The organism is Prosthecobacter debontii, from assembly GCF_900167535.1.
Classification (GTDB): Bacteria; Verrucomicrobiota; Verrucomicrobiia; order Verrucomicrobiales; family Verrucomicrobiaceae; genus Prosthecobacter; species Prosthecobacter debontii.
Window position 1 is genome coordinate 3,012 of sequence record NZ_FUYE01000025.1, and the last position, 11,462, is coordinate 14,473.

The window sequence follows — 11,462 nt, forward strand, 5'->3', positions numbered from 1 at the left end:
GCGGCACTTGCCAAGTGCCTTCAGTGGAAAGAAAGAACGCGGCATTCCCCAAGCCGTGACTTGGGCAAGTCACGCTCCTTGCGTGGGACTTTTCAGGCAGCTCAATCTCAAGGAGCGGCACTTACCAAGTGCCGTGGGATAACATCAAGGAGCGGCACTTGCCAAGTGCCGTGGGACGGGGTGTGAAGGCCCTCCAGGGAGATTTCCGCACTCAGCAGGACGGGAGATCAAGGCACCCTCCCACGACGTGGCTCACGGAGGCTGGAGAGCCATGAAGCTGATCCGCCAGTAAGCCTGCGGGGCAGGGGGCAGGTCTCAATCCAGGTCAACGGACCGGGCTGCGCCACTCGTTTTCGCCTTGGGCGACTTTGGCGTCTCCATAGCGCAGGGCATAGGGCGGGCGCAGCAGATCCCGCTCCGTGTCGTTACGGGCGAGGGGAAGAAATTTCCTGATCTGCTCGTAATCGCGCTGAGCCTGGCATGGCGGGCCGTAGCAATACTGAAGATTGCGGCGACGGTGACGCGTGTTTTTCCAGGTTTGGGTGCCGTGGACGACCGCCTCGGTAAAGATGAGCAGATCACCGGCTTTCATCGCCGGGTTGTGCAACCACCAGGCCTCCATTTTTGCTTTGAGGATGTCCTTGTGAATGCTGGGGCCGGAGATCGCCACATTCATCTTGTGGCTACCCGGGACCAGAACCAGGCCTCCATCACCTTCCTCGACATCTTCGAGATAGTAAACGCAGACGATCTGCCCGCACTGGGGTTTGTTGTCATACCAAGCGTAGCGAAAAGCCCCCTGACTGGCAAAAGGGCCTGCGTGGAGATCCTCGCGCCCGGCTGGGGTCTCGCTTGCGGCGGCTTCAAACTGGATGCCAAAGGTGGAGTCGAGCCGGAAGCCGGCGCCTAACAAATAACGGCAGATGTTCATGACCCGGGGGTGGGACATCAGATCCCAGAACACCGGATCGAGGTTCAGGAACGGGAATTTCTTGACCGCATGTCCCTCCAGCCGGGCATCGAGGATCGTGTTCATCGTCCCGACCATCTCGGCCGGGAGAAAGTTCCTGAGAATGGTATAACCAAAAACGTCAAATTCGAAGATGTGACGTTTGTCAAAACCGTGTCCGGTGGGGTCCTGTTTCATGGTGGCAGTGAAGCGATGGAAAGGTCAATATCGTGATGACGACGGGCAGAGCCAGCCACTCCGGCGGGGGATCAGGCCCCCGCCTGGAGCACGGAGTGGGAGGCCAGCCCTTTCAGGATCACTTCCAGAAGATCCGTTTCATGCTCCAGCCAGGTGAGCTGGGCGGCACGCTGTTTGAAGTGATGCTTCACCTCCCGGTAAAAGCGGTCATAGACTCCGGGGGGCACACCCTTTTCCTTATCGGAGCCGGAGCGGCCCAGGCCCAGAACGGCGTTTTTGGCCAGGGTCTGAGCGTTGCGGGTGGGGGCGGAATCCCTCTCGGATTGGCGGCAAAGGGCCTGGAACCGGGATTTGGCCGGTTTGTAGCAGATGAAGATCGAGTTCGGAAAGAGATTGTCGAGCTGCCGGTAGTAGCACGTGGGGACCCAGCCAGACGCACCGGCTGAGCACTCCACCTCATGCACGCTTTCCGGTTCGATGGCGATGCGGATGCCGAGAGTTTCCAGCTTGGCGTCAATGTCACGCAGCCCCGGGTCGTCGGATAACCCGATGATGAAGACCTTCGGGTCGCCACTGTCGCTGCTGGTCCTCTGATAGGCCCAGCTCAGCAGATTTTCCGTGCCTAGAGGCAGGGCACTCTTGGCGGAAGGGCTGCGCAGATCATACTGGGGCAGCACCGTCTCCCGCAGCAGAGTCGCCTGCCCATCACTGAGTTCCCATCGGTTTTTCAGGCCGACGTAGTCATGCATGATGTGCTTTGACGTGCGCGTGTTGGCGGTATGGCACATGCGCACGTAGAGGCCGGGGTCGGTCGGGCTGACATTCCGCACCGAGAACTGCTTGAGAAACTCAGAGTCCTCTCCCAGGGCTGTGCCGGGATAGCGCAGGTAGTTATTGCGTTCGTGCAAAATCGTTCCGTCGATGCCAGGGCTGACTCGGTAAACGAAGGCGCTGTTGTTTTTGAAGTCATACCGGATTTGTGAGGAGATCAGGTTGGCCGCACCAGATTCCGCCGTCTCCATTTGCACGGCGATCCGGCTGTCACCATACCAGTCATCGTCGTCCCACTGGATGATCCAGTCCCCCTTGGCCAAGATCAGCCCCAGATTCCGCAGATCACCGAGCCGAAAGCCGTCTTCGTAATTCACCATGATCTCCCGGACTCGTTTATCCGATCCGCAGACGGGCTTGCGGTCAGTATTGATGATGACAAGCTCCTTGTTCTGATAAGTCTGGCGTTGAAAGCACTGGATGGCGATTTTTGCCAGGGGCATGCGGTCGGGATTTTTTCCGGTGATCATCACGGCAGAGACCAACGGCTCGCCGACATGGATGGCGGGTCTTTTGTTCCGGCTGCCCGGCTCCAGCGGGTGTTCGAGCTCGAGCGGACTGTTGGCGATCTCATGGCGTGCATTACGCGTGCTGGAGAGCAGGCCGTCGGAAAAGACATTGGCATCATGCTTGTTGATGAAATGGTAAGTCAATAGTTTGTTAGGCACGATCTTATAGCATCCTTGCTGGATCAGATAGTCGTGCAGGCAGCAGTCGGGGGCACCACGCCTGGTGCCGTTGGGCTTTTTGGGGAAGATCGACTTCCAGTAGGAGGTGCGGAGAAGGAGTTCTTTGTGATGAAAGTAGGCTCCCAGCGTATGGGCCGGTGAAGACATTCTGTCCTTGAGGCAGTACTTGATTTTGACAAAACGATGCGCCAGACGGTTGCCAATGCTATGGATCCACTTCGGCACCTGCCGGATGGCGGTCCAGACATCCGCATCCATGAACAGCAGATAGTCGAAGTCCTCCTGGGCCAGTTGTTTGGAGAGCTGCTCTTTGCAGTAGGAGATCTCTTCCGGCCTGCGCCCGGCATAGCGGGTCTTGATGTGGGTGAACCGTGCCGGGATCGAAGGATATTGGGCCATCAGTTCCCTGGCTTCATCCAGCGGTGTTGGATGCGCGGAGACGATCAGCACGGACAAGTCAAAGGCGGGCTTGAACTTGAAATACTCCTTCAGCAGCAGCTCCGTGGTGAAGAGTTCAGACCGCGCAGCGGGATTCGGCGGATAGATCGTGGCGAATAGAATCTTGGGATTCATAAAAGCGGAATGCGGAAAGGGGGACCGAGCTGGGGATGGCGGCGCGCCTAACAGGCCGCCGGGTCAGGGATGGCGAACCTGCTTTCGATGCGCTGTCTGGCGTTGGGCACGAACTTGCAGTGATCGTCGGCAAACATGTTGGCGTCAGACTCATTGAGGAAGTGATAGGTCTGGAGATCCGCCGGGATCAGCCTTTTGCAGTTCATCCTCTTGAGGTGGTTGTGCAGATGGCAATCCGGCGCACCTTTCCGGCTTCCGTCCGGCTTCAGGACAAAGACACACTCTGGATAATTGGTCCTGACCAGCAAATCCCGGTGATGAAAGTAGGCTCCCAAGGTGTGCACGGGGGAGATCAGCGCATCACGCAGGGAGTATTTGATCTTCAGGTAGTGAGTGTTTCGGTGCTCGCTCAAGCTGCGGATCCAGTCCGGCACGGCCCGTATGGAGGTCCACACATCCGCGTCCAGAAAAAGCAGGAAATCAAAGGGCTGATTCAGCGTGGCCTTGAGAAGGAGCTGTTTGCAGGAGGCGATCTCTTCGGCGCGCCTGCCCGTGTAAGAGTTCCGAAAGTGCAGCAGCTGATACGGCACCTGGGGATAGGCCTGTAGCATGTCACCCGCCAGCTCCAAGGAGCTCTTGTGGGCGGACCCGATGAGGATGCTGAGATCGTAGTCGGATGGTTGTTGCAGATACTCCCGGATCAGCGCCTCGGTGATGAAGAGCTCACATTTCGACTCAGGATCAGGCGGGTAGAGGCAGGTCAGCAGCACGCGCGGCAGCGCCTGGGAGTGGCTGCTGTGCATGGTGGCATGGCTGGGCGGCCGGGGCTGGGCTTCGTTCATAGGACAGGGGCGGACAGAAAGTTCAGCTCATGGAGCAACTGGGCCAGTTTCGTGTGGGAGTTCATCCATGAAAGACGGGCCACCTCCTTGGCCCCCACCTGGCCTCTGCGCCGCGCCTCCTGCCGGTCACGATAGACCTGGCGCATGTTTTCGATCACATCGTCGTCGCTTGGCTCAGCCCACTCGCCGCAGCCGCGGAATTTACCTCGCGCCGAAACGAGCTGGTAGTCCACGGGATAGCCCATCCTCTCATCGAAAAATTCCGCCATGCCGCCGTAGATGGTGCCTATGACAGGTCTGCCGGTGGCCAGCGCCTGATGCTGCATGAGGCCCCAGCCTTCACTTCGGCTCATGGAAACAAAGCAGGTTAGGCTCTGAAACCACGCCGCGAGCTGAGGTTCCGTCAGGTAGCTGCGTTCGATCTCGATCCGGGGGTCATTCACCGCATCAATCTTGCAGTGAGGGAAGAGTTTCACTTTCAGCTTCACGTCCTTCTCATCGGGGAAGGCACGCAGGAACAGGGGGATGACTTGGTTAAAGCCCTTTCGGGAAGGATCCGAGTCGGACCGGCCGGCTGCGCCAAAGACACAGGGGCCGCTCATTTCCATGTCGCTGTTCGTGAAGATGTCCGTCTTGATCCCGAGCGGGATCACATGGATCGGCACTTTGACCCCGGACTCACGAAAACACTCGGCATTCCATCGGCAGGGCACAATCACCGCCTCCGATAGGTTCAGGTTTTTCACCGCCTTCGGAGGCAGCACCGAAGCTTCCCACATGGTGAAGTAAACCGTCTTGCGTCCTTTGACTGGCTTGTAAAAAGGCGGATGCAGCAGCAGCTCCCAATCGACCTGATGAGTCTCTGGGAACAGGGCCCGGCGGATCTCCTGCGGCACCGGGGCGTATTGCTCCACGATGGCGGTGGAAACGACCTGCAGATGGTATCCCAGCTTCTTCAGGTCAAAAAAGATCTGACGCGCGTGCAGTTCATATCCCGTGCTGCAGCCCACCGGCGCACGCAGGGTGACCGTTTTCGCCTTCCGGTGACCGTTCAGCTTCGTGAGGCTGGCTTGGGGAGCCGTAAACTTCTTCCGAAGCAGCCCCTTCAGTTCATCAAGGAAACTGTAGCACTCCGCCTCATACTGAAAGTCATGGGTGTCCTTACGCTGAGTTAAAGACCACTTTTTGATCCTGTGCTGAAACAGCCGCCGGCCTTCGAAGTCATGCTGGCAGAGGGTGCCCTCGATGTGCTTGATGCCGCGGTCCGGCATGGCGTAGTCCTTGCCCAGTTTTCGGAAGGCAAATCTGAACGTGTCCTTGTCCCCATACACGTGCTGATAATAGAAGTCCGAGTGCTCATTGTAATGCATGGCCAGGACCAGCGCATTCCAGCAGCGGCGCTTGTGCACCAGCACCTGACCGCTTTCAAATTCCCGCTCCTTGCGATAGGGCACCCCGGTTAGGTTCCAGATGTCCCGGTCCTCCGCCGTGCATCCCAAATCCGGCCAGAAAACCGCCCCCTGTTCCTGATACTCTTCCGTATCGAACAGGAATGTCGGATTATGGACCGGCACATTGTCCGCATCCAGCAAGAGCACTTCTTCAAAGTCAGAGTAAAGAATGGAATAACACTTCAACTCCCAGCCGGCCAGCAGCCTGACCGGATGCTTTTTCCGAATTTCAAACGCATCCACACAGCGCACGCCCCAGGGCTCCAGCAGTGAGCGCATGTGGGGTGACATCTCCGCAGGACCTAAGTGCCAGACTTCAATCGGCAGCTCACAGCCCAAATGCCGCAGCATGCGGATGCACACCCAGGCACAGGCAAAGTAGCGCGGCCCGCCCGCGCAGATCACGATGCCTCTCTGGTGCCCGATCTTCTTCGGAAACTTCCGGCTATACGCGGCCTTCATGGCCAGCCGCTGAAAATGCTTGGCCAATGCCGGCCCCGGCATCCACACCTTGGAAAAGGAAGGCGACTGATGACCCCCGCCCACCCCAACGGCCCCTTTGTGATGATGCTGGACCAGCGAAACCTTGGTGGCATACAGGTGCTGGGTCGTCCGGCAGTAAAGATTCAACAGGCCATCCAGAGGTTCGGAAGGATCCATCCCGTGGCGCTGGATGAACTGCAGAATGTCCGCAAAGCAGACACGTGGCACCAGAAGGCACTGCGTACCAAAGAACTGGCCTGGAGCATAACTCACATAGTAGCGCCCCTTGTCCAGATGCGGAGCATGTTGAGTATCGTGGGGGGAATAGAGGGCAATGATGGAGTCTGGCGGTTCCTTGGCCAGCAGTTCATTGACACACTCCCGCAGGTAACCGGAAAAGCGCTCGCGGAATTTGATGTCATCCTCGCAGAAACACAGCCATTCAAACTTGGCATCGACATTTTGCAAAGCCCACAAAAACGCTTCGCGAGCCCTCAGGCCCTCAGTCATGGGCGGCAGCTTAATGACCTCCACCTCCAGGGCCTTGAGGCTCTTGGGGCTCAAGGCATTTTCACCTTCGGAGAAATCCACCAGCATCGTTTTCCCAAAGCTGCTTGATCGCGGATCATCGCGACGCAGCTGAGTGAGAGCTGTTCGAGCCTGGCTGCACGACTGCACCGCTGCCATGACGAAGGCAATTTTGGGCGGTTCAATTTTGGGGTGCCTTTTCGTAGTCATCGACAGTGCGTTACTCGCCTTGGGTCGCTGCGTGGGTTGTGAGGTCGGGAGATGTCAGCCTGGGCTCATGGCGCTTGACGGGGGCTGAACACCACCGAACCGTTTTGCTTGATCACCAAAGGAATGTCAGGTGCCTGGGTCGGGGCTCCTTTCTTCGGCGAAGCAGCAGCCCCCGCATTCGATTCATAAATGATATGCCAGGAGATCGGGTTTTGAGCCGCAAATTCACTCAGCAAGTCCCTGAAGGTGCCCTTCGTGAAATGCAGCTTATACGTCACGCCCTGAGTGCTGGAGCTGAAGACAAATTGCATGCCCGATTCGGCCGCCGGTAGGGCCACCGCCTGCATAAACTCCTCCAGGCTGCCTTCAAAGTCCAGAGCGTCGCACTTCACCTCGGTCGGTAGCATCTTTTGTTGGGCGACCCCTGGAGTCTGCAGGATCAGGCTGCCACGGTTTTGCTGCGAGGTGATCTTGGATTTTTCCAGCAAGCTCAGCACGTCCCCGTAGGTCTTCAGACGCGTCACGTCTGAGGCCAAGGGTCGATCGAAAAGCCCGCTTTCATCGGCCATCTGTTCGATGCATACCGCGCTGGGAAGGGATTGATGGACGACCGTCAGGAGCGAACTCAAAGGCACGCCGCTCTGGGGCGGAACATCGATTTTTTGCTTCATTAAAAGGCTCATATTGAGAGGGGAATCTGGGGCTGCCGTACTGAGGGAGGCTAGGGAAGTGAGGAGGGCGGTTAATTTCATGTGTCGGTGGCAGTGTAAGGCACCGGCGGGCCATAGGCACCTCCTGTCGCCTGCATATTCCGATCATAGGTGTTGGTGAGTTCCCACCCGGCCACACGGATTTTCTGTGTTCCTGTCACCCCGCCTGCCTTGCCCTGCATCGTATTGTCAATCCCTCCGATGGTCAGTGTCCCTGCATTCCAACTGGCTTGTTGGGCAGGGGTGAGAGTAAGGCCTTGAATTTGGATCATCCTCCCCAGAAACGTTTCATCCAATTTCACGCCCGCCGTAAGAACGTCTCCAGTCGGTATATTAATGGTCACCCAAACGGTCGTGAGGTTTCCATAAAAGAAGCCATTCTGAGTCGTATTGATGAAAATCTCATCCACCGGCGTGTTGTCATAGATCGGATCCAACACCACGTTGAACTGGTCCTTGATGGTAATCGTCACGATGGCTGTACATTTCGTGCTGAGTTGCGTGAAACCAAAAAGTGTCGAGACAAAGCACGTGTTAGCAATGGTCGGGGCGGCCACGGCATGCGTTTGGGATCTTGGCACCACGACCAAGATCTTGCAGGACGCCAAAACCTTGCCGCTGCATTTGGCCTGGAAGGAGGCGTCGCCCGTAGGCTGGCCGTCGGGAGTCGCGGCGAGTCCCGTGATGGTGAAGGTAATTTTCACCGAATCACCCACCTCCTCTTCATTGTCCTTGGTGTAGGACGCTCGGGCCGAGTTGTCGATGCTAAAGCTCACTTTGCTGAGCTTTGACTTGGGCGTCACCGTCGCCACGATTTTTTTAGTCAGGTCAGGCACGGTTCCGGTCCACCCCGGGGCTTTGAGGCCGACACGAAGGGTGCTGTTGTCAAAAGTGACCTTAGGGCAGTTCTTACTTCCGCTTTCGCTCATAAATTAAACATTTATTTAAAATAGGCCAAAGGGTCAATGAGATTGTTCTCTTCACTATGAAAAAACTTTATTTAAGTACATTGAAACACCTCATGTTTTAACCTGATTACGGGCATGCGCGCGCGTTTAAGAAGAATAAGTTCTTAACTGAGTAAAAAAGCAGTCCGAATCGCTTCGGACGAGGGAATCCAATCCGTTATTAAGTTGAATCTAATGCTGTCATTCCGTGATCCCTGGTAAGCGGCCTTCACGAGGCGCTGATTCCCCCCCGGCCTCGTGCTCCCCACAAGACGTCGATGTCCTCTCGTCTTCCGGCCCCAAGGCCCGTCGATTTTGCAGTGGCTTACGGCCTAACAAGACGTCGTTTTAAACCCTTGACCCCATGACCCCTTGACCCCTTGACCCCTTGACCTCTTGACCCCTTGACCTCTTGACCTCTTGACCTCTTGACCTCTTGACCTCTTGACCTCTTGACCTCTTGACCTCTTGACCTCTTGACGCGCTCCCCCTTCCGCCTGAAGGCCGGGCTCCGAACGCAGACAAGGATCGTTGAACGAATGGAGGGTTGGATGCGCGGGCGGCTTGAAGTGGCTCGCACACTCCGTGTGCGAAAAGCCCGACTCAGCAGGCCAAGCCCAGGCTCCTGATCTCTCCTCTCCCAACCTGGCAAACGCACCCTCGGGGTCATGGGCTGAATGACCCGGTATCATCTCTAGCTAGGTCAGGTCAGGCTAGGGCGGGCCACCTGGGCCAGACTGGAGATGAAGGGCACCTCAATCAGACTTCCACGTGGAGACGTCGATCTCCTCTCGTCTTGCGGCCCCAAGGCCCCTCGATTTTGCAGTGGCTTACGGCCTAACAAGATGTTGGTGTAACAACAACATCCACCTCTTGACCTCTTGACCTCTTGACCTCTTGACCTCTTGACCTCTTACCCATCCGCTCCCCGCTCACCGCTTCGCATCCTCAGGATCAAAATTGCGGGCGCGATCAATCTCACCCCGCCAGTTGTTGAGCAGGGTCAGCAGATCCTGCCTCAGGTAGCGGCAGCCGCTCTCGGTGTAGAACCATTGCAGGATCTCCAGATCCTCCTCCTCCAGATGCACGCCTTTCCACGCTTTTTGTTCGCGCTCACTCCACACCGTGCTGGCGCGGCGGTTGAACCAGGAGCCGATCTGGATCTGCTCCGCACTGGGCTGCCAATCCAGCGGGGAGGATTCGACACCTGGGGAGTGTCTGCCTTCAGCGTCCTCCAGAAAACCCCCTCTTTCTCCCTCCTTCACTTCCCCTGGGGGATAGAGGGGGGAGAGAAAGATGGTTTTTTGGTTTTTGGTTCCTGGTTCTTGGAGATTGGTTCCTGGTTCTTGGTTAGGGTTCGACTGCGCTTTCAGCTCACTTCCCGGGTGGGGGGTCGATGAAGAACCTGGTGGGTTCGCACCCCCTTTCACCTTGGGCGGTCGGCCGCCTTTTTTACCGTTGAGGCGGTTCGTCTCCGCCTGTCTCGCGTAGGCCTCGATCTCCGCATCCATGTGCGGATGATGATAGCCATCGCTCGCCGAGATAAAGTATTCCTCCAGGATGAAGGCCACCGCCGCCTTCTCCACCTTGGTCGAGGCACGGAGGATGCGGCACAGCTTGGCTTGATCCAGGGGCAGCGGCTTGTCAGTCACATAATACTCATCCATGAGCAGCCGATAGGCACCATGCTCGATGAGGGATAGGAAGGACGTATCGCGGCGGTAATCTCCGACATGATGGCTGTAGTAATGCATGAGGATGTGTGTGTGTTTGTTTGTTTGTTTGTTTGTTTTTTTGGGATGAATTTAAACGTGCATGTGGTTAGGGGAATCGGTGGCGGCCCCGAGGTCCGTGTCGATGGGCCGCAGGGCTCTTGGCCGAGTCGAGGGCGAGGGGGATGCCTCAGCGGGTCCCGTTCAGCGAGACTTCTCCCCGCTGCCTCACCCGACCAGGGCGTGTCGACGGGTTTGGATTGACCTTGGCCAGGGCGGCAGGGGCAGATGGGCCGAACAAAAGGCATTTCAAATGCTGACCCGGCGTGCGAGCGTGACGCGCGGCCAGGGCCTGGAAACGAACCCGCTCCTCCGGGGTCAGCTCCTCTTGAAAGTGTTGGATGATCGCTCTCATGCTGGGGTGTTCTCTCCGTCGGGATTGAAGAAAGGTTTTCGGGGGCTCGATGCTGCGTTTTCAGGCCCGGCCTCGCTCACTTCAGAGAGGCACGGTCCACCGCCTGCCCAAGGCCATCTGGACCGGCCCGGGAAGTGCGATTTCATGGAAGAGGAAGGTGCCTTGTGGCAGGCCTCGCCTCCCATGGAGGTAAGAAAAAAAACGGGGGAAGGGAAGGGGAGGCGAGGAGCACCCCGTCAGGCCGTGCCGCAGGGCGGGGCCACGGACGGAGCAGACTCACCCGCGCCTCCGTTTATCCCACACCCCAGGTCAAAGACGCCCGGGGTAAAACACCGGCCCCAGCCCACCTCCCCTGAATCAGGGGCGTGAGGAGGAGGGGAGAAAAACCGCCCGCTCCCGTCTCCCGCCGCTCCAGGCAGAGAGGCATCGGCAGGTCTGCCGGCACGCCTTCCTGTCGAGAGTCGGTGGGGTGGTTTGTGTTCATGAGAACATCCTAATCTAAATGTGCTGGCGCCGTCAAATGGCTGCCTGTATTACAGTGAATTGTGAATAACTTTTAGGCTTCCGTATGTCCGCCTCCCGCACCAAAAGTTTCCGATTCAGTCATGCCCTGGCCGATGCCATCGAGTTGAGGGCGAAGCAGTTAGGCTATGCCTCCGGCACCGACCTCATCAAGGGCATCGCCCGCTACGATGTGCTCTGCCAGTCCAGCCATGGCGTGACCAAAGAATGGGCCAAGCTCAGCCCCGAGGAGCAAGACCTCCTCGATGGCAAGCTCCTGGTCCGCGCCATCCGGCAAAAAGGCATGCGCGCCGCCGACGCCGCCCGCGTGGATTGGCGGGATCTGTAAGACCGCTCCACCGCTGCGCGGCAATCCTCTTGCCAGCCTGAGCGGGCTTGGCCGATGGAAACATGAATCGACGA

General features: G+C 57.7%; 10 protein-coding genes. 1 reads left to right on the forward strand and 9 read right to left on the reverse strand.

What is annotated here, in order from left to right; all coding sequences use genetic code 11:
• Positions 1-325 precede the first annotated feature (325 nt).
• The 9 genes from B5D61_RS23765 to B5D61_RS25940 form a co-directional block, all read right to left on the reverse strand.
• Positions 326-1,147, reverse strand: coding sequence for a phytanoyl-CoA dioxygenase family protein (locus B5D61_RS23765; protein WP_078815924.1), 822 nt, complete (start codon positions 1,145-1,147; stop codon positions 326-328).
• 71 nt (positions 1,148-1,218) lie between these two features.
• On the reverse strand, positions 1,219-3,240 hold the full coding sequence (locus tag B5D61_RS23770) for a glycosyltransferase (protein WP_078815925.1): 2,022 nt from the start codon (positions 3,238-3,240) through the stop codon (positions 1,219-1,221).
• Between the two features lie 47 nt (positions 3,241-3,287).
• Positions 3,288-4,082, reverse strand: a complete 795-nt coding sequence (locus B5D61_RS23775) for a hypothetical protein (RefSeq protein ID WP_078815926.1) — start codon at positions 4,080-4,082, stop codon at positions 3,288-3,290.
• A complete protein-coding gene (locus B5D61_RS23780; protein WP_078815927.1) occupies positions 4,079-6,754 on the reverse strand; it encodes a glycosyltransferase in 2,676 nt (891 codons plus the stop codon). The genes B5D61_RS23775 and B5D61_RS23780 overlap by 4 nt, the downstream gene beginning before the upstream one ends.
• A 65-nt stretch (positions 6,755-6,819) precedes the next feature.
• Entirely contained in the window at positions 6,820-7,506 is a 687-nt protein-coding gene (locus B5D61_RS23785; RefSeq protein ID WP_217699057.1) for a hypothetical protein, read from the reverse strand.
• Complete coding sequence (locus B5D61_RS23790; RefSeq protein WP_078815929.1) at positions 7,503-8,393, reverse strand: hypothetical protein; 891 nt, start codon at positions 8,391-8,393, stop codon at positions 7,503-7,505. The genes B5D61_RS23785 and B5D61_RS23790 overlap by 4 nt, the downstream gene beginning before the upstream one ends.
• A gap of 950 nt (positions 8,394-9,343) precedes the next feature.
• Positions 9,344-10,165, reverse strand: coding sequence for a YdaU family protein (locus B5D61_RS23795; protein WP_078815930.1), 822 nt, complete (start codon positions 10,163-10,165; stop codon positions 9,344-9,346).
• A 148-nt stretch (positions 10,166-10,313) separates the two neighbouring features.
• Positions 10,314-10,538, reverse strand: a complete 225-nt coding sequence (locus B5D61_RS25935) for a hypothetical protein (RefSeq protein ID WP_139373468.1) — start codon at positions 10,536-10,538, stop codon at positions 10,314-10,316.
• 292 nt (positions 10,539-10,830) lie between these two features.
• Positions 10,831-11,022, reverse strand: coding sequence for a hypothetical protein (locus tag B5D61_RS25940; protein ID WP_139373469.1), 192 nt, complete (start codon positions 11,020-11,022; stop codon positions 10,831-10,833).
• A gap of 84 nt (positions 11,023-11,106) precedes the next feature.
• Here B5D61_RS25940 and B5D61_RS23805 point away from each other — a divergent pair, with 84 nt between their 5' ends.
• Complete coding sequence (locus B5D61_RS23805; RefSeq protein ID WP_078815932.1) at positions 11,107-11,388, forward strand: hypothetical protein; 282 nt, start codon at positions 11,107-11,109, stop codon at positions 11,386-11,388.
• The last annotated feature ends 74 nt before the right edge of the window (positions 11,389-11,462 follow it).

Excerpts from the sequence above, each read along its gene's own strand:
- B5D61_RS23790 (WP_078815929.1), bottom strand. The coding sequence starts at position 8,393 with ATGAGCGAAAGCGGAAGTAAGAACTGCCCTAAGGTCACTTTTGACAAC.
- B5D61_RS23765 (WP_078815924.1), bottom strand. The coding sequence starts at position 1,147 with ATGAAACAGGACCCCACCGGACACGGTTTTGACAAACGTCACATCTTC.
- B5D61_RS23805 (WP_078815932.1), top strand. The coding sequence starts at position 11,107 with ATGTCCGCCTCCCGCACCAAAAGTTTCCGATTCAGTCATGCCCTGGCC.
- B5D61_RS23775 (WP_078815926.1), bottom strand. The coding sequence starts at position 4,082 with ATGAACGAAGCCCAGCCCCGGCCGCCCAGCCATGCCACCATGCACAGC.
- B5D61_RS23795 (WP_078815930.1), bottom strand. The coding sequence starts at position 10,165 with ATGCATTACTACAGCCATCATGTCGGAGATTACCGCCGCGATACGTCC.
- B5D61_RS23785 (WP_217699057.1), bottom strand. The coding sequence starts at position 7,506 with ATGAAATTAACCGCCCTCCTCACTTCCCTAGCCTCCCTCAGTACGGCA.
- B5D61_RS23770 (WP_078815925.1), bottom strand. The coding sequence starts at position 3,240 with ATGAATCCCAAGATTCTATTCGCCACGATCTATCCGCCGAATCCCGCT.
- B5D61_RS25940 (WP_139373469.1), bottom strand. The coding sequence starts at position 11,022 with ATGAACACAAACCACCCCACCGACTCTCGACAGGAAGGCGTGCCGGCA.
- B5D61_RS25935 (WP_139373468.1), bottom strand. The coding sequence starts at position 10,538 with ATGAGAGCGATCATCCAACACTTTCAAGAGGAGCTGACCCCGGAGGAG.
- B5D61_RS23780 (WP_078815927.1), bottom strand. The coding sequence starts at position 6,754 with ATGACTACGAAAAGGCACCCCAAAATTGAACCGCCCAAAATTGCCTTC.